General features: G+C 71.7%; 19 protein-coding genes. 13 read left to right on the top strand and 6 right to left on the bottom strand.

The annotated features are described in order from the left end of the window. Positions 1-101: 101 nt before the first annotated feature. Positions 102-944 carry a DUF3097 family protein gene (locus ASF40_RS14675; protein WP_056370365.1) on the bottom strand — a complete coding sequence of 281 codons (843 nt, stop codon included), beginning with the start codon at positions 942-944 and terminating at the stop codon, positions 102-104. A gap of 186 nt (positions 945-1,130) precedes the next feature. Here ASF40_RS14675 and ASF40_RS14680 point away from each other — a divergent pair, with 186 nt between their 5' ends. The 4 genes from ASF40_RS14680 to ASF40_RS14695 all read left to right on the top strand — a co-directional run bounded on the left by ASF40_RS14680 (position 1,131) and on the right by ASF40_RS14695 (position 5,411). After that, entirely contained in the window at positions 1,131-3,161 is a 2,031-nt protein-coding gene (locus ASF40_RS14680; protein WP_056370367.1) for a TPM domain-containing protein, read from the top strand. Positions 3,162-3,260: 99 nt separating this feature from the next. Then, entirely contained in the window at positions 3,261-3,998 is a 738-nt protein-coding gene (locus tag ASF40_RS14685; protein ID WP_056370369.1) for a PspA/IM30 family protein, read from the top strand. A 121-nt stretch (positions 3,999-4,119) separates the two neighbouring features. Continuing rightward, the gene (locus ASF40_RS14690; RefSeq protein WP_056370370.1) at positions 4,120-4,956 is read left to right on the top strand and encodes an arginase family protein; all 837 of its coding nucleotides are present in this window, start codon (positions 4,120-4,122) and stop codon (positions 4,954-4,956) included. Continuing rightward, complete coding sequence (locus ASF40_RS14695) at positions 4,953-5,411, top strand: Fe-S oxidoreductase (protein WP_200919498.1); 459 nt, start codon at positions 4,953-4,955, stop codon at positions 5,409-5,411. The genes ASF40_RS14690 and ASF40_RS14695 overlap by 4 nt, the downstream gene beginning before the upstream one ends. Positions 5,412-5,470: 59 nt before the next feature. On the opposite strand, the gene ASF40_RS14700 is transcribed toward ASF40_RS14695, so the two are convergent. The 4 genes from ASF40_RS14700 to ASF40_RS14715 all read right to left on the bottom strand — a co-directional run bounded on the left by ASF40_RS14700 (position 5,471) and on the right by ASF40_RS14715 (position 7,748). Further along, positions 5,471-5,794, bottom strand: coding sequence for a hypothetical protein (locus ASF40_RS14700; RefSeq protein ID WP_157549698.1), 324 nt, complete (start codon positions 5,792-5,794; stop codon positions 5,471-5,473). Positions 5,795-5,935: 141 nt separating this feature from the next. Further along, on the bottom strand, positions 5,936-6,412 hold the full coding sequence (locus tag ASF40_RS14705) for an SIP domain-containing protein (protein ID WP_056370374.1): 477 nt from the start codon (positions 6,410-6,412) through the stop codon (positions 5,936-5,938). Between the two features lie 74 nt (positions 6,413-6,486). After that, positions 6,487-7,242, bottom strand: a complete 756-nt coding sequence (locus ASF40_RS14710) for a tyrosine-protein phosphatase (protein WP_442922704.1) — start codon at positions 7,240-7,242, stop codon at positions 6,487-6,489. Continuing rightward, positions 7,239-7,748, bottom strand: coding sequence for a carboxymuconolactone decarboxylase family protein (locus ASF40_RS14715; protein ID WP_045297469.1), 510 nt, complete (start codon positions 7,746-7,748; stop codon positions 7,239-7,241). The genes ASF40_RS14710 and ASF40_RS14715 overlap by 4 nt, the downstream gene beginning before the upstream one ends. A gap of 67 nt (positions 7,749-7,815) precedes the next feature. On the opposite strand from ASF40_RS14715, the gene ASF40_RS14720 reads away from it, so the two are divergent. The 9 genes from ASF40_RS14720 to ASF40_RS14760 all read left to right on the top strand — a co-directional run bounded on the left by ASF40_RS14720 (position 7,816) and on the right by ASF40_RS14760 (position 15,988). Further along, on the top strand, positions 7,816-8,769 hold the full coding sequence (locus ASF40_RS14720; RefSeq protein ID WP_235560252.1) for an alpha/beta fold hydrolase: 954 nt from the start codon (positions 7,816-7,818) through the stop codon (positions 8,767-8,769). Positions 8,770-8,940: 171 nt separating this feature from the next. Continuing rightward, complete coding sequence (locus tag ASF40_RS14725; protein ID WP_056370376.1) at positions 8,941-10,455, top strand: ABC transporter substrate-binding protein; 1,515 nt, start codon at positions 8,941-8,943, stop codon at positions 10,453-10,455. Next, entirely contained in the window at positions 10,452-11,402 is a 951-nt protein-coding gene (locus ASF40_RS14730; RefSeq protein ID WP_056370378.1) for an ABC transporter permease, read from the top strand. Before ASF40_RS14725 ends, ASF40_RS14730 begins: the two co-directional genes overlap by 4 nt. Further along, the gene (locus ASF40_RS14735; RefSeq protein WP_056370380.1) at positions 11,399-12,301 is read left to right on the top strand and encodes an ABC transporter permease; all 903 of its coding nucleotides are present in this window, start codon (positions 11,399-11,401) and stop codon (positions 12,299-12,301) included. The genes ASF40_RS14730 and ASF40_RS14735 overlap by 4 nt, the downstream gene beginning before the upstream one ends. After that, positions 12,298-13,086, top strand: a complete 789-nt coding sequence (locus ASF40_RS14740) for an ATP-binding cassette domain-containing protein (RefSeq protein ID WP_056370382.1) — start codon at positions 12,298-12,300, stop codon at positions 13,084-13,086. Before ASF40_RS14735 ends, ASF40_RS14740 begins: the two co-directional genes overlap by 4 nt. A 56-nt stretch (positions 13,087-13,142) precedes the next feature. Beyond that, the gene (locus tag ASF40_RS14745) at positions 13,143-13,877 is read left to right on the top strand and encodes an ABC transporter ATP-binding protein (protein WP_442922707.1); all 735 of its coding nucleotides are present in this window, start codon (positions 13,143-13,145) and stop codon (positions 13,875-13,877) included. 261 nt (positions 13,878-14,138) lie between these two features. Then, complete coding sequence (locus tag ASF40_RS14750) at positions 14,139-14,561, top strand: type IV toxin-antitoxin system AbiEi family antitoxin domain-containing protein (protein WP_157549700.1); 423 nt, start codon at positions 14,139-14,141, stop codon at positions 14,559-14,561. A 19-nt stretch (positions 14,562-14,580) separates the two neighbouring features. Next, positions 14,581-15,651: a M4 family metallopeptidase gene (locus tag ASF40_RS14755; RefSeq protein ID WP_056370385.1), complete on the top strand. Its 1,071-nt coding sequence runs from the start codon at positions 14,581-14,583 to the stop codon at positions 15,649-15,651. Then, positions 15,629-15,988 carry a protealysin inhibitor emfourin gene (locus ASF40_RS14760; protein ID WP_056370387.1) on the top strand — a complete coding sequence of 120 codons (360 nt, stop codon included), beginning with the start codon at positions 15,629-15,631 and terminating at the stop codon, positions 15,986-15,988. The genes ASF40_RS14755 and ASF40_RS14760 overlap by 23 nt, the downstream gene beginning before the upstream one ends. A 3-nt stretch (positions 15,989-15,991) precedes the next feature. Here the strand turns inward: ASF40_RS14760 and ASF40_RS14765 are convergent, their stop codons facing one another. Continuing rightward, a complete protein-coding gene (locus ASF40_RS14765; RefSeq protein ID WP_056370389.1) occupies positions 15,992-16,603 on the bottom strand; it encodes a GNAT family N-acetyltransferase in 612 nt (203 codons plus the stop codon). Positions 16,604-16,612: the final 9 nt, after the last annotated feature.

A 16,612-nucleotide genomic window follows, 5' to 3' on the forward strand; every position in this document is an offset into this window, starting at 1 on the left:
ACGAACGACACCGGCTTCTCACGGAAGGTGCGGGGCTCGGGCGCAGGCGTGGCAGGGTTCGTCACCCCTCCAGGCTACCCAGGGCGGCCGACCCCGACGGGTTACTGCGGGACCGTGACGAAGTCTATGAGCTCCTCGACGCGGCCGAGGAAGGCGGGCTCGAGGTCACGGTAGGTCTTCACCGACGCGAGGATGCGCTGCCAGGCCCGGGCGATGTCGGCCTGGTCGCGCGCGGGCCAGCCGAGCGCCCGGCACACGCCCACCTTGAACTCGATGCCCCGGGGGACCTCGGGCCAGCGCTCGATGCCGACCGCGCGGGGCGTGACGCACTGCCACACGTCGATCCAGGGGTGGCCGACGATGAGCACGTGCTTCCCGTGGCGGCCGCGCCCGATGGCGTCGGCGATGCGCGACTCCTTCGACCCGGGCACGAGGTGGTCGACGAGCACGCCGTAGCGGCGCTCGGCCGACGGCGGCTCCTCGTCGAGCGCGGCGTCGAGCAGATCGATGCCCTGGAGGTACTCGACGACGACGCCCTCCTCCCGGAGGTCGTCACCCCAGACCTTCTCGACGAGCTCGGCATCGTGGCGCCCCTCGACGAGGATGCGGCTGGCACGCGCGACGCGGGCGCGCGAGTCGGCGGTCGCGGACGAGCCCGACGCGGTGCGCTTCGGCCCGGCGGGCGCCGCGGCCGGTGCGGGCGGACCGAGCACGACGAGCTTGCCGTCGATGAGGAACCCCGCGCCCAGCGCGAACAGCCGGCGGCGTCCGAGGCGGTCCTCGAGCTCCACCATGCCGCCCGACGCACCCACGACGGCGCCGCAGAAGCCGTCGTCCGCCACCTCGACGACGAGATCACGGGATGCCGCCACCCGCGGCAGCTCCCGCACCCCGTGGCCCTTCCAGCCCGTGGCCAGCACATCGGCGCCGTAGCGATCGTCCATGGTCCTCCTCCGGATCGGCAAGGCTACCCGCCGCCCCGCACCCAGGGCGGGAGCGACCCGCATCGGCGGCGCCTGCGTACGTTCTCGGCGAACACTCAAGCGGCGTCGGGGCCGTGGGCTATCGTCGTATCCCCGCGGCTGAATAGACTCGCGGGAGGGGGAACCCGAGTCCCAGAGGGGGGATCGATGCGACTGCGTTGGGCTGCAGCGCTGGCGTCCGCTGCGGTGGTCGTGGTCACGGCGATCAGCGGTGGGGCGGCGCTCGCGACTCCGCCGGTCACGCTCGGCTCGAGCGCGGAGTACGTGCTCGACGAGTCGGGCGTGCTCTCGTCCGCGCAGCGTTCCGAGGCGCAGTCGCGACTCGAACAGCTCAAGTCCGACACCGGCCTCGATCTCTGGGTCGTCTACGTCGACGAGTTCACCGACCCGGCGAGCGCCGCCGACTGGGCGAACCAGACCGCCGACGACAACAACCTCGGCGTCAGCCAGTACCTGCTCGCCGTCGCGACCCAGGGCCGCGCGTACTACCTGTCGGGCGACCCGGGCGGCCCCGTCGGCGACGAGCAGCTCGCGACCATCGAGCAGCAGCAGATCCAGCCCGCCCTCGCCCAGGACGACTGGCTCGGCGCGGTCGACGCGGCGGCCGACGGTCTGACGGACGCCGTCGGCGGGTCCGGCGCCGCTGCCACCGGCTCCGGCGGCACCGGGTGGCTCACCTGGCTGCTCGTCATCGTCGTCGTCGGCATCGGCATCGTGCTGCTGGTGATGTTCCTCCGCCGGCGCAAGAAGGGCGCGGTGACCGCCGGGCCGGCAGGTCCGCCCCAGCCCAGCGTCGAGGAACTCGAGCGGCGCGCGTCGTCGCTGCTCGTCGCGACCGACGACGCCATCAAGACGAGCACGCAGGAGCTCGGCTTCGCGAAGGCGCAGTTCGGCGACGCCGCGACCACCGAGTTCGAGGCGGCACTCGCGACCGCGCAGCAGAGCCTCGACGAGGCGTTCGGGCTCAAGCAGAAGCTCGACGATCACATCCCCGATTCCGAGCAGGACACGCGCGCCTGGAACGAGCGGATCATCGCGCTCTGCGAGGCCTCCAACGCCCTCCTCGACGAGAAGGCGGCCGCGTTCGACGAGCTGCGCAAACTCGAGCAGAACGCCCCCGAGGCGCTCGCGCGGGTGCACGACGCGAAGGCGAAGGCCGAGGCATCCCTCGACCAGGCGACCTCCCGGCTGCAGAGCCTGCAGACGGCGTACGCGCCTGAGGCTCTCGCGACCGTCGTCGACAATCCCGAGCAGGCACGGCAGCGCCTCGCGTTCGCCGACGAACAGCTCACGGCCGCGGAGGCCGCCATCGGCGCGGGCGACGGCGGCGAGGCCGCGGTCGGGATCAGGGCCGCCGAAGAGGCAGTCGGCCAGGCGATGCTGCTCGAGAACGCCATCGACAAGCTCCAGTCCGACCTCGCCGAGGGCGAGCGCAACGCCACCGCCCTCGTCGCCGAGCTCGAATCCGACATCGCCGCGGCATCGGCCCTCCCCGACACCGACGGGCGGATCGCCGGCGTCATCGCGTCGACGCGCCAGCAGCTCGATGCCGCGCGCGCACAGCTCAGCGGCACCGCCAAGCGCCCGCTCGCGGCACTCCAGAGCCTCGAAGCGGCCAACACGCAGATCGACACGCTCGTGCAGGGCGTCCGGGATGCCGAGGCCCAGGCTGAGCGCGCACGGCAGATGGTCGGCCAGGTGATGATGCAGGCGCAGGCGCAGGTGTCGGCGGCCGAGGACTACATCACCGCCCGGCGCGGCGCGGTCGGCGCCCAGGCACGCACCCGCCTCGCCGAGGCCGGAGCCTCGCTCGCGCGCGCCCAGGCGCTGCAGGCGAGCGACCCGCAGCAGGCGATGCAGCAGGCGCAGCGTGCCGACCAGCTCGCCGGGCAGGCGATCCAGCTCGCGCAGAACGACGTCGGCGCGTTCGACGCCGGCTCGGGCGGCATGTTCGGCGGAAGCCAGCAGGGCGGCCAGTCCGGCGGCGGCATGCTCGGCGCCGTCCTCGGCGGCATCGTGCTGAACTCCGTGCTGAGCGGTGGCCGCTCCTCGGGAGGCATGGGCGGCGGCCTCGGCGGCATGCTGGGCGGCGGTCCGAGCCGCTCGTCGGGCGGAATGCGACCCGGTAGCTTCGGAGGCGGCGGCACGCGCGCGCGTCGAGGAGGTGGCCGCTTCTGACCCGAAATCGCCCGGCCGCCCGCGGGCAGCGAGCTGCGGCATCCGTCTCCAGACCAGACTCACCGACCCAGAACTGACGTCCGATAGGAAGGAAAACCGATGGCGAAGCAGTCCATCTTCGGTCGCATCTCGACCCTCATGAAAGCGAACATCAACGCACTCCTCGACTCCGCTGAGGACCCGCAGAAGATGCTCGACCAGCTCGTGCGCGACTACACGAACTCGATCGCCGACGCCGAGTCGGCCATCGCCGAGACCATCGGCAACCTGCGTCTGCTCGAGCGCGACCACCAGGAGGACGTGCAGGCCGCCGCCGAGTGGGGCAACAAGGCCCTCGCCGCCAGCCGCAAGGCCGACGAGCTGCGCAAGACCGGCAACACCACCGACGCCGACAAGTTCGACAACCTCGCCAAGATCGCGCTGCAGCGTCAGATCAGCGAGGAGAACGAGGCCAAGGCGATCGCGCCCACCATCGCGACGCAGAACGAGGTCGTCGACAAGCTGAAGGAGGGCCTCAATGGCATGAAGCAGAAGCTGGAGCAGCTGAAGGCCAAGCGCTCCGAGCTTCTCGCCCGCGCCAAGACCGCCGAGGCCCAGAACAAGGTGCACGACGCCGTCAAGTCGATCGACGTGCTCGACCCGACCAGCGAGCTCGGCCGCTTCGAAGACAAGGTGCGCCGCCAGGAGGCCCTCGCCGCCGGCAAGCAGGAGCTGGCCGCGTCGACCCTCGACGCGCAGTTCAACGCCCTCGAGGACGTCGGCGAGCTGACCGAGGTCGAGGCGCGCCTCGCCGCGCTCAAGTCCGGCGCTCCGGTGCAGGCCGCGATCGAGAACTGAGCCCACCGCTCACTGCCTCGGGGCGTCGGATCCGCACGGATCCGGCGCCCCTCGCGTCTGCCTCCAGCGAACGGACGGCAGGACGGATGCCTCGACCCCCGGTCTGCGCGAAGATGAGGAGATGACGCGTTACCTCGTGGTCCCGCAGTGGCAGGGAAGCCCGTCCTCCCGCGCGATGCAGCTGATCGACGGCGCCCAGGCGATCGCGGGAGACCTCCCCCGGGCCTCGACCACCGTGCTCGACGTGCCCATGGAGGCGGGCGAATCGCTGGGCACCGGCATCCACCGCCCGAGCGCATTGCAGCGCGTGCGCGTGATGGTCGCGCAGGCGCTCGACGCGCACGACGCCGCGGCGCCGGATGAGCCGGTGCTCACGATCGGCGGCGACTGCGGCGTCGCGCTGGCGCCGATCGCTCACGCCGCCCGCCGCTCCCCCGGGCTCGCCGTGGTCTGGATCGACGCGCACCCCGACCTCAACTCGCCGGACTCGTCGCCGTCGGGCGCCTTCGCGGGCATGGCGCTGCGCGCCGTGATCGGCGACGGGGATCCCGGCCTGGCGCTTCCCGCCGGCACGATCGCCGCCGAGCGCGTGATCGTCGGCGGGGCGCGGTCATTCGACGACCCCGAGCTCGAGGTCGTCGCGGAGCTCGGCATCACGGCGCTCACGGTGGACGCGCTGCGCGAAGCCGACGCCCTCGCCGACGCCGTGCTCGCAACGGGGGCCGACGCCGTGTACATCCACATCGACATCGACGCGCTCGACCCCGCCGAGATCGCGGGCAACGCGCACCCCGAACCGTTCGGGGTCACCGTGGCGGAGCTGACCGTCGCGGTCGCGCGCCTGCGCGAGCGGGTGCCGCTGGTCGGCGCATCCCTCGCCGGCTACTCGCCCGCCTCGGTCGCGGCGGCGACCGACGACCTGGGCGCGATCCTGCGCGTGATCGGGGCGCTGGCGTGAGTCCCATCCCCACGCCGCCCGCCGGGTGGCGCGCCGCCGCGGAGCGCGCCGTCATCAGGGGGCGCCGCATCGACGACGCCATCCCGTCGATCCTCCTGGACTCGCCGATCAGCCGCATCGGCTACTGGTACGGCTGCGCAGTGGGATGGGTCTGGGGCACACTCTGGAGCACCGGGCGCGTCGAGAAGCGCGAGGGCCTGTGGGTGTTCCGCGGGATGCCCCGCTGGACGTTCCCGCGCGGCGGCTCGTGCGTCGGCGCGTGCTTCCTCACCGGCGACGGGCGCGTCACCGACGCGCTGCTGCGGCACGAGGCGGTGCACAAGCGGCAGTGGCAGCGGTACGGGCTGCTCATGCCCGTGCTCTACCTGCTGGCCGGCCGCAACCCGCTTCGCAACCGGTTCGAGATCGAGGCCGGCCTCGCCGACGGCAACTACGTGCCGCGCGGCGCGGCCTGATCGCACGAGGCGACGACAGCACGAAGGACGCGGCCGGATACCCCGACCGCGTCCTCGGATCACTTCTGCCCTTGGGTGTGACCGTTGCAGCCCCACTCCCCGAGGCCAGGGATGTTGACCTCGGAGGCGCCGCCGCCGTGCAGGCTGGCGGCCTTGCGGACCTCCTGGTCGAACTGGCCCCAGTTCTGCGTGGCCCCGGGCTCCACGCCCGAGCCGTCGGTCTCGTGGTCCTCCAGGCCGGAGAACGCGCACGGCGAATTCGCGTTGCTGCGTGCGCCGGTCGCCTCGCCGTTGGCGTTGTACTCCCCCGCGAACGCTCCGCCCGCGGAACCGAGCACCAGCACAGCCCCCACCGCGATCCCCAACATGATCTTCCTGCGCATGATGCGCCCCCTCCAGTCGACAGGGCGGGCAGCGAGCTCGCCCGCGCTCATCGAACTCCGAGGCTCGGGCCCCGTCAATGAGGTGAATACCGGGGCAGTACCTAGGGAGCGCGCATCGCGGCGCCGACGCCGCACGGCGACTCAGCGCGCGGTGGCGAGGCCGTACTGCGCAGGGGTGTGGATCGCGTCCGCGCGGATGCCCAGCTCGACCAGGTGGTCGACGATGTCGGCGGTGCCGAGGTAGCCGCCCAGCAGGTGGATGCGGGTCTCGTCGTCTTCGGCGCACAGCATCTCGTCGGCCCACGCGGTGACCGCACGCGTCAGCGCCTCGCCCGACGCGCAGCCGCGGCCGGTGCCGGGCGCGCCCGACCGCTGCGAGCGGTCGAGCCACGTCACGATCATGCGGCTCGGAGCGGTGATCTCGGCCAGCCACGAGGCATCCGGGATCTCGATGAACACCCGGCCCGTCGAGCAGATCGGCAGGGTCGCGAGCACGGCCTCGAGCTCGGCCAGCGACGATTCGTCGGCCGTGATCAGGTGCTGCACGCGCGTGTGACGCGACGCACGGCACGCCGACGCGTTGTGCGCGGCACTCTGAGGCTGGATGTTCTGGACCATGACCCCTCCACTATAACCGCTGATGAAGGGTTGCCTTACCTCATTACCGATCGTGAAGAGCGGATGCCTCGCCTCTACGCGCTGCGGTGCAGCAGCACGCGGCGCAGCTCGGCGATCTCGTCGTCCGCCAAGCCATGGGCGCGCAGGTACTCCTCGGCGGACCCGTACCGCCGCGTGACATCGTCGAGCAGTGCCCGCATGACGGGCGCCGGGGACCTGGTCGCGAGGTCCTCGAGGTGGACGGCGTCGGGGTGCATCGCGCGCAGCATCTCGACGATCTTGCGATTGCGCTGCGGCGGAAGCAGACCCTCGGTGCGGACGTAGTCGGCGACGACAGCGTCGGGGTCGACACCGGCAGCGGCGAGGGTGAGTGCGATCGTCACGCCCGTGCGGTCCTTGCCGACGGTGCAGTGCACGAGCACCGGCTGGTCGACGAGGATGCCGCGGACCACCGCGGTGACACCTTCGGAGGAGTCGTCGACGAGTCGGCGGTACATCTCGTCGAGGCTGATGTCGTCGCGGAAGAAGGACTCCACCGATCCGAGGAACAGGGGCACGCGCTGCGTCACGACGTCGAGACCGGCGATGCGGCTGGGTTCGCGCGCGACCTCGTCGTCGGCGCGGAGGTCGATGATGCGCCGGAGGCGAAGATCCGCGAGCGCCTGGGTGCCGGCGGGATCGAGCCGGGCGAGGTTGCCCGAGCGGAACAGCACCCCGAACCGCGTGGCCGCGTCACCCGCGCGCAGGCCGCCGACGTCGCGGAGGTTGACCGCGCCCGGTACGACGGGGTCGACCGGTGCCGGATCGAGAGGGGGTGTGGGGATGGTCACCAGGCGGCGCCCGCGGCGGCGTCCTTGTCTTCGCCGACGAGGTCGTCGCGGGGCGGCGTGCTGTACCGGCCCGCGATGGCGATCCGGTTGAACGCGTTGATCGAGACGAGGATCCAGCTGAGGGCGACGTACTCCTTCTCGCTGAGCACGCCGCCGATGCGGTTGTACACGTCGTCGGGGATGCCGTCCTCGTGGATGTAGACATACGCCTCGGCGAGCTCGAGGCCCGCCCGCTCACGGTCGGAGAAGACGCCCGACTCGCGCCACACCGGCAGTTGCGCGATGTCGTCCGCCGTGACGCCGGCGGCGAGCGCCCGCTCGACGTGCACCCGCACGCAATAGGCGCAGCCGTTGCGCTGCGAGGCGTGGATCTGCACGAGTTCTTTGAGCCGGTCGTCGATGCCGTTCTCGGCGGCGATGCCGCCCACGGTCTTCGAGAAGGCCGAGAGCGCCTGATAGGCGGGTCGCGCCGCTCGCGAGAGATGCACGCGGTGTTCTGCCGTCATGACGCCAGACTACCCACGGCCGGCTCGCGCGAGGCCGGGCGTCGCCGGGGTGGGGCATGATGAGCGGGTGAGCGACCCCATCGACGAGTTCTCGTTCCTTCCCGAGCAGGCCGCGGAGGCCGGCATCCCGGCTCTCGTCCCCCACGGCGAGCGGCTGTCGCTGACGCTGGCCGACGGACGCACATTGAGCGCGCTGCGGTACACGCCCGCGGACTCCCCCGGTGCCGCCCCCGTGGTGACGTTCCTCCACGGCGCGGGCCTCAACGCGCACACGTGGGACACCACGATCCTCGCGCTCGGGCTCCCCGCTCTCGCGATCGATCTGCCCGGCCACGGCGATTCGTCGTGGCGCGACGACACGGCCTACGTCGCGCGGGTGCTCGCGCCGGACGTCGCGGCGGGCATCGACACCTGGACCGACGCCCCGCAGCTGCTCGTGGGGCAGTCGCTCGGCGGGCTGACCGCGGCCGCCGTGGCGTCGTCCCGACCCGATCTCGTGCGCGAGCTGGTGGTCATCGACATCACGCCGGGCCTGGACCCGAACGCGGGGGCGCAGCAGATCCGCGACTTCTTCGCCGGCCCCGCCGACTGGGGGTCGCGCGACGAGCTCGTCGACCGCGCGCTCTCCTTCGGGCTCGGCGGCGGCACCCGCCGCAAGGCCGAGCGCGGCGTGTACTTCAACTCCCGTGTCCGCCCCGACGGCAGAGTCGAGTGGAAGCACCACTTCGCCCGGCTCGCGAACGCGGCGGCCTCCGGGCCGGCGGTCCCCGAGCCCGTCGAAGGGCAGGACGCCGTCGCCTCGGTGCTCGGCGAGTCCGGCTGGGCGGATCTCGCCGCCGTGGCGGCCCCGACGACGCTCCTGCGCGGCGAGCGCGGCTACGTCACGGACGACGACGCCGCGGAGTTCGCGCGACGCGTGCCCGCAGCATCCGTCGCCGTCGTCCCCTCGGGGCACAACGTGCAGGAGGAGATCCCGCTGGAACTGGGCGCGCGCCTGCGTGCGATCGCCGGCGTCGCGTGACCGCTGCGGCGCTGGTCGGGAAGCGTTAACACTTCTGTTGCGTTCCGGGTACCGAGTCGCCGCGCACCTCGGCGATATCCCTAGGCTGATACCCATCCGGCAGTCCTGACCCCCCTGGGCAGCCCCGGGGCCCCGCACACCACACACGGGCTCCTCCCCGAAAGGACCTTCATGCTCCGTCGCACCTCTCTCGCCGCAGCCTCGCTGCTGGCCGCCGGTCTGCTCGTCCTCACCGCCTGCAGCGGTGGCGGGGGCGATGCCGCGCCGACCTCGCCCGGGGAGCCCGACCCCGACGCGTCGGTCGCGGTCCGGCTGGTGCTCGAGCCCGGCAACCTCGACATCCGCGAGACCGCAGGGTCGGCGCTCGACCAGATCCTCGTCGACAACATCTACCAGGGCCTCGTCGCCCGCACACCCGAGCAGGACATCGTTCCCGCGCTCGCGAGCGACTGGACCGTCTCGCCCGACGGCCTCACCTACACCTTCACGCTGCGTGAGGGGGTGACGTTCCACGACGGCCAGGCGCTGACTGCGCAGGACGTCGTGTGGTCGCTCACGACTCGCCGCGACACGCCGGCGTGGCGCGACGCGGCGCGTCTGGCGAACGTCACCTCGATCACCGCGGAGGGGCAGGACATCACGCTCACCCTCAGCGAGCCCGACTCGAGCCTGCTGTGGAACCTCACCGGCCGCGCCGGCATCGTCCTCAAGGAGGGCGACGCCGTCGACTACAAGACCAAGGCGAACGGCACCGGTCCGTTCGTGCTGACCCAGTGGCGCCAGGGCGACAGCATCACCTTCGAGCGCAACGACGCCTACTGGGGCGACGCGTCCGGCGCCGCCGAGGTCGTGTTCGAGTACATCCCCGACAACCAGGCCGCCCTCAACGCGGCGCTCGCGGGCGAGGTCGACGTGCTGACGGGCTTCGACGCGAACCTGAAGGAGCAGGTCGAGCAGAACGGCGACTTCGCGCTCGTGCTGGGCACGTCCACCGACAAGGGCACGCTCGCGTTCAACCAGACCTCCGGCCCGCTCGCCGACAAGCGCGTGCGCCAGGCGATCCGTCAGGCGATCGACCACGACGCCATCATCGAGGCCCTCGCGTCAGGGCAGACCCAGTACGGTCCGATCCCCGAACTCGACCCCGGTTACGAGGACCTGTCGGACGTCGCGCCGTACGACCCGGAGGCCGCGAAGAAGCTGCTCGAGGAGGCCGGCTACGAGGACGACCTCGAGCTGACGCTGACCATCCCGAGCTTCTACTCGACGACGATCCCGCAGATCCTCGTGTCGGACCTCGACGAGGTCGGCATCACCCTCGATGTGGACTCGGTCGACTTCACCACGTGGCTCACCGACGTCTACACGAACCACGACTACGACCTGAGCTTCGTGCTCCACACCGAGGCCCGCGACTTCGAGAACTGGGCGCACCCGGACTACTACTTCACCTACGACAACCCCGAGGTGCAGGACCTGTACGCCCAGTCGCTGGCCGCCACCGACGAGTCCGAGGCCGCAGACCTGCGGAAGCAGGCCGCCCGCATCGTGTCGGAGGACGCCGCCGCCGACTGGCTCTACAACGGGGCCTCCGTCGTCGCCGTCGGCACTAACATCGCCGGTATGCCGTCGATCAACGTGAACGAGCGCCTGAACGTCGCCGAGATCGCCAAGAGCAACGGGTGATCCGATACACGCTGACCCGATTCGCCCTGCTCCTGCTCGGGCTTCTCGTCGCCAGCGTGCTGATCTTCCTCACCCTCCGGGTGCTCCCCGGTGACATCGCGCACCTCATCGCCGGTGTCGGGTCCACACCCGAGCAGCAGGACGCCATCCGGGAGCGGCTGGGCCTGGACCGCCCGCTCCCCGAGCAGTACCTGACCTGGATCGGCGGACTGTTCCGGGGTGACCTCGGCACCTCCCTCCTCACGGGCACGAGCGTCGTGGACGAGCTCGCCCAGAAGGCGGAGGTGACCGTGCCCCTCGGCATCCTGTCCCTCCTCATCGCCGTGGTGATCAGCGTGCCGCTCGGCGTGCTCTCGGCCATGCGGCGCGGGCGCGCCTCGGCCACGGGACTCAGCGTCGGCGCGCAGACCCTCGCCGCGGTGCCCGTGGTGTGGGCGGGCATGATGCTCGTCGTCGTCTTCGCGGTGTGGCTCGGGTGGCTGCCCGCGCAGGGCTTCCCGCGGTCGGGGTGGAGCGACCCGTGGGCGGCACTGCGCGCCCTCATCCTCCCCGCCCTCACGATCGGCATCGTCGAGGGCGCCATGCTGCTGCGTTTCGTGCGCAGCGCGACACTGCAGGCGGTCGGGCAGGACTTCGTGCGCACCGCGGCCGCGAAGGGGCTCACGCGCGACCAGGCGCTCCTCCGCCACGGCCTGCCCGTCGTGGGACTGTCGGTCATCACGGTGCTGGGCCTGCAGGTCGCCGGCATCATCGTCGGCGCCGTGGTCATCGAGCAGCTCTTCTCCCTCCCCGGCATCGGCCGCATGCTCGTGGCCGACGTCGCCGCGCGCGACCTGCCGAAGGTGCAGGGCGAGCTCCTCGCGCTCACCGGGTTCGTGCTCATCGTCGGCTTCGTCGTCGACCTCGTGCACCGCGTGATCGACCCCCGGCAGCGGGAGGCATCGTGAGCCCGCGACGTCGTTCGCGCTGGGCGTGGCTCGGCGGGCTGTGGTCTCTGTCGACAGGACGCTTCGGGCTCATCGTGGTCGCCGTCGTGGGGATCACCGCGATCGTCGCGCGCTTCTGGACGCCGTTCGACCCGCAGAAGGTCGACATCGCCGACCGCTGGGCCCCTCCGGGCTGGCCGCACCTGCTCGGCACCGACGGATCGGGGCGCGACATCCTGAGCCTCCTGATGGCCGGCGCCCGCACCACGGTGTTCGTCGCGATCGGCGCCGGCATCGTCGCAACCGTGATCGGCATCTCCCTCGCGGCCCTCGGCGCCCTCACCGCGCGCTGGGTGCGCGAATCCGTGGCGGTGTTCGTCGACATCCTGATCGCGTTCCCGGTGCTCATCATCGCGATGATGATCTCGGCGGTGTGGGGCGGGTCGTTGTGGGTCGTGATCTGGGCGGTCGGCATCGGCTTCGGCGTCAACATCGCCCGCGTCACGCGGCCCGAGCTGCGCCGCGTTCTGCAGAGCGACTTCGTGCTGGCGGGGCGCGCCTCCGGCCTCACGCCGGCCCAGAACCTCTGGCGGCACCTCCTCCCCAACGTCGCGCCGGTGTTCATCGTGCAGCTCTCGTGGGGCATGGCGGTCGCGGTGCTCGCGGAGGCCGGCCTGTCGTACCTCGGATTCGGCGCGCCGGTGACCGAGCCGTCCTGGGGTCTGCTCCTCGCGCAGCTGCAGCAGTTCATCGGGGTGCACCCGCTGTCGGTCGTGTGGCCGGGTCTCGCCATCACGATCACCGTGCTGGGGCTCAACCTCCTCGGCGACGCCCTGCGGGAGGCGACCGACCCGACACTCTCGCGCAGTCCGTTCGCGACCCGGCGCGCACGGCTGCACATCCCGGAGGTGGTCTCGTGAGCCTCGAGGTGCAGGGCCTGACGATCGACATCGGCGACCGCCGTGTCGTGGACGGTGTGTCGTTCGCCGTGCCCGATGGCGCCCGCGTGGGACTCATCGGCGAGTCGGGGTCGGGCAAGTCGCTCACCGCCCTCGCGATCCTGGGCCTCCTGCCCGACGGTGCGACGGCGTCGGGCAGCGTGCGGTGGAACGGACGAGAGGTCCTGGGCCTGCCCGACCGCGAGCTCGCCGAGCTCCGCGGCGACGAGATCGGCATCGTCTTCCAGGAGCCGCGCACCGCGCTCAACCCGATCCGCACCGTCGGACGCCAGATCGCCGAGTCGATCCGCATCCACGAGGGGCTCTCGAAACGGGATGCTGCCGCCCGCGCGGTCGCCGAGGCGTCCCGTGTCGCCCTCCCCGATCCGGACCGCATCATGGCTCGCTATCCCCATCAGCTGTCGGGCGGCCAGCGCCAGCGCGTCGCGATCGCGATGGCGCTCGCCTGCCGTCCGCGCCTGCTGATCGCCGACGAGCCGACGACGGCTCTGGACGTGACGATCCAGGCCGAGATCCTCGAGCTGCTGCTGTCGCTCGCGCGCGACGACGGCATGTCCCTCGTCTTCATCACCCACGACCTCGCCGTGCTGTCGCAGATCGCGACGCACGGTGTCGTGCTCGAGCGGGGACGTGTCGTCGAGGAGGCTCCGGTGTCCCAGCTGCTGTCGGCTCCGGCATCCGTCGTCACTCAAGAGCTGCTGCGCGACGCGACGGCGACGCTGTGGCGGCCGGGGGGCGCGGAGTGAGCGTGCTGATCCGCGGCCGCGGGCTCACCCGGCGCTACCCCACGCCGAAGACGCACCTGTTCGAGAAGCAGGCGTTCACGACGGGACTCGAGGACGCGGACATCGACGTGCGCGAAGGCTCTGCGGTCGGCCTCATCGGCGAATCGGGCTCCGGCAAGTCGACGCTCGTCCGCCTGCTGCTGGCGCTCGACACCCCTTCCGCCGGCACCCTCGAGTTCGATGGGCGACCGGTCGACGCGAGCGCCTCGGCACGGTCGCTGCACTGGCTGCGCAAGCAGACGGGGATCGTGTTCCAGGACCCGTATGCGTCGCTCGACCCGCGTATGAGCGTCGGACGCATCGTCGGCGAGCCGCTGTGGGCGCTGGGGATCGACGGCGACCGCCGCGCGCGCGTGCGCGAGGTGCTCGAGGACGTCGGCCTCGAGGCGGACATGGCCGACCGCTTCCCGCACGAGTTCTCGGGCGGCCAGCGGCAGCGCATCGCCCTCGCCCGCGCGATCGTGCACCGCCCCCGCCTGCTCGTGGGCGACGAGCCGCTGTCGGCGCTCGACGTCACGGTCCGGGCGCAGATCCTCGAACTGCTGGGCGAGCTGCGGGTGCGCGACGGCCTGACGCTGCTGATGGTGTCGCACGACATCGGCGTCGTGCAGAACCTGTGCGACGAGGTCGTCGTCATGAAGGACGGCCGCATCGTCGAGGAGGGCCCGACCGAGAAGGTGCTGCTGCAGCCCCAGGTCGCGTACACGCGGCGGCTGCTGGCCTCCATCCCGGTCATCGAGAACGGCAGGTAGTCGCGGAGGCCTCGCCTCGTCCCGGCCGCTCCCCGGTGGTGTGTCGCGCGACGAGCGACGGGCCCTTGGAGAAACAGTCCTGGGGATGAGGACGCTCGGTCAGGACCCGCGAGGGTCGTCGAGAGACGGATGCCGCGATCATCGCCGAGACCGCCCGTTTGCGCGGCGGCCGCTTCCTCCCCGGGGGTGTGGCGGGTCGTCCTCATCCCCAGGAGCATCTCCGGCGGAACAACCGTGCGCGTGGGCGGCGATCATGGCTTCGTGACGTCCTGGCAGATGGCGATGGCGCGCTCGGGTCACGTCGCGTCCACCCGCGACCTGCACCGCATCGGACTCTCGGACGTCGACATCCGGATGTTCGTGTCCTACGGGCGGCTGGTGCGGGTGCGGATCGGCTGGTACGTCACGCCGGGTGTCGACGCTGCGGTCCGGGAGGCGGTGCGTCTCGGCGGACGGCTCGCTTGTTTCAGCGCGCTGCGCCTCCGCGGTGCGCCTGTGGGCGACGATGGTCGCCTGCACATCGAGCTCCCCGCCCACGCTGTGCGGCGCCCCGGTGCCGGCGACCCCTCGGCAGTGAGGGTTCATCGGGCTCGCCGCCCCTCGTCAGGTGACCGCGCCGCGGTCGACATCGCCGCTGCCTGGCGCGTCGCGCGCACGTGCGTCGGCAGCGCACCCTGTCGGTGACGGCCAGTAGGTTCGGAGCATGAGCCCCGGAATCGTCCCCCCGTACCTGCTCGCCCGCATCGCCGCCGTGCAGGAGGAGAACTGGGCTCGTGCGGCCGACGCGGCGCACCGCACCCTCGCGGCGCCGCGCGAATACCGTCCGGTGCGCTCTCGCCTGCGCCTGTCGATCCAGGAGCCGGGAACGCTCGTCGCCGAGGCGACGCCCGCACCCGACCGCGAGATCTCCGACGCGAAGCACCGAGAAGTGCTGCCGGGTACCCGGGTGCGCGGCGAGGACGACCCGGCGACGGGCGACGCCTCCGTCGACGAAGCGTACGACGGGCTCGGCGCGACGTACGACTTCTGGTGGGACTCCTACGCCCGCGACAGCATCGACGGCTCGGGCAGCTCGCTCCTGGCGACCGTGCACTACGGCCGCGACTACGACAACGCGTTCTGGAACGGTGAGCGCATGGTCTTCGGCGACGGCGACGACGAGGTGTTCCGCGGGTTCACCCGGTCGCTCAGCGTGATCGCGCACGAGCTCGCGCACGGCGTGATCGAAGACGAGGGAGGCCTCCTGTACCGCGGCCAATCCGGCGCGCTCAACGAGTCGATCGCCGACGTCTTCGGCGCCCTGGCCGAGCAGCACCGCGATGGGGAGACGGTCGCCGAGGCGACGTGGCTCATCGGCGAGGGGATCTTCACCGACGCCGTGCAGGGCGTCGCGCTGCGGTCGCTCAAGGCCCCCGGCACGGCGTACGACGACGACGTGCTCGGCAAGGACCCGCAGCCCGCGCACATGCGCGACTACGTCGAGACCCGCGACGACAACGGCGGAGTGCACATCAACTCGGGCATCCCCAATCACGCGTTCTACCTCACGGCGAAGGCGCTCGGCGGCCATGCGTGGGAGCGCGCCGGGCTCATCTGGTACCGCGCCCTGACGTCGGGGACGCTCCCGTCCACGGCCGATTTCACCACCTTCGCACGCGCCACCCTCGCCGCGGCCGCTGCGGAGTACGGTGAGGAGTCGGAGGAGGTCGCCGCCGTCCGCGCCGGGTGGACGGGCGTCGGCGTGATCCCGAATGACCGAGAAGCCGAGTCCTGACCCGACCGCACCTTCCGCGGCGCCGCCCGCGGTCGAGATCGACGTCGCGCGCACCGGTGGCATCGCCGGCATGACGCGACGGTGGTCGGCGCAGCCGCCCGAGGCGGAGGCGTCCGAGTGGATCACCCTCATCGACCGCTGCCCGTGGAGCGAAGCGGGCAACCGCGAACCGATGCCCGACGGTTTCGTGTGGTTCATCCGCGCGACGTGGTCGGGGACCGGCCCCCTCGAGGCGGAGCTGCCCGACGACGAGGTCGTGGGCGCCTGGCGCGAACTCGTCGACGCCGTGCGCGACTGGAGCCGGCAGAGTGCCGACCCCGATCGGCCGAGCCGTTGACGCTCAGCGCGTGAAGAGGCCCTTCTTCTTCGCCGGCTTGAGCGCCTTCTGCATGTAGATCGTCCCGAGCCACCTGCCGAACTTGAAGCCGACGCGGCCCATGCGGCCGACCTCGACGAAGCCCATCCTCTCGTGCAGGGCGACCGATCCTTCGGCGCCCTTGTCGCTGATCACCGCGACCATCTGCCGGATCCCGGCTGCCTCGCACGCCTCGATGAGGGCTTCGAGCAACGCGCGACCGAGCCCCTTGCCGGTCGCGGCCTGGCCGAGGTAGATCGAGTTCTCGACCGAGAACCGGTACGCGGACTTGCTCGACATGGGCTGCACGAGCGCATAGCCGAGGACCTGACCCGACGGTGACTCCGCCACGAGGAAGGGCAGCCCCTGCTTGGCGAGGCCGTCGCGCTTCTTGCGCCACTGGGCCACCGACCACACGTCTTCGTCGAAGGTCACGACCGAGTTGGTGACGTAGTAGTTGTAGATCTCGCGGATGTCGGGGATGTCCCGGTCCTCGACAGGACGGATCGTGAACGAGAACGGACGCTCGGGCTCGGGCTGCCGCTGCAGATGGCGCGGCAGCTTGCGGCGGTCCTTGTCGTATTCCTCTTCGAGCATGAACTCCTC

Origin of the sequence: Microbacterium sp. Leaf288, from assembly GCF_001422925.1 — a bacterium.
GTDB lineage: Bacteria > Actinomycetota > Actinomycetes > Actinomycetales > Microbacteriaceae > Microbacterium.

Coding starts and splice junctions, on each gene's coding strand:
- ASF40_RS14675 (WP_056370365.1), bottom strand. CDS start 944: ATGGACGATCGCTACGGCGCCGATGTGCTGGCCACGGGCTGGAAGGGC.
- ASF40_RS14680 (WP_056370367.1), top strand. CDS start 1,131: ATGCGACTGCGTTGGGCTGCAGCGCTGGCGTCCGCTGCGGTGGTCGTG.
- ASF40_RS14685 (WP_056370369.1), top strand. CDS start 3,261: ATGGCGAAGCAGTCCATCTTCGGTCGCATCTCGACCCTCATGAAAGCG.
- ASF40_RS14690 (WP_056370370.1), top strand. CDS start 4,120: ATGACGCGTTACCTCGTGGTCCCGCAGTGGCAGGGAAGCCCGTCCTCC.
- ASF40_RS14700 (WP_157549698.1), bottom strand. CDS start 5,794: ATGCGCAGGAAGATCATGTTGGGGATCGCGGTGGGGGCTGTGCTGGTG.
- ASF40_RS14705 (WP_056370374.1), bottom strand. CDS start 6,412: ATGGTCCAGAACATCCAGCCTCAGAGTGCCGCGCACAACGCGTCGGCG.
- ASF40_RS14715 (WP_045297469.1), bottom strand. CDS start 7,748: ATGACGGCAGAACACCGCGTGCATCTCTCGCGAGCGGCGCGACCCGCC.
- ASF40_RS14725 (WP_056370376.1), top strand. CDS start 8,941: ATGCTCCGTCGCACCTCTCTCGCCGCAGCCTCGCTGCTGGCCGCCGGT.
- ASF40_RS14755 (WP_056370385.1), top strand. CDS start 14,581: ATGAGCCCCGGAATCGTCCCCCCGTACCTGCTCGCCCGCATCGCCGCC.
- ASF40_RS14760 (WP_056370387.1), top strand. CDS start 15,629: ATGACCGAGAAGCCGAGTCCTGACCCGACCGCACCTTCCGCGGCGCCG.
- ASF40_RS14765 (WP_056370389.1), bottom strand. CDS start 16,603: ATGCTCGAAGAGGAATACGACAAGGACCGCCGCAAGCTGCCGCGCCAT.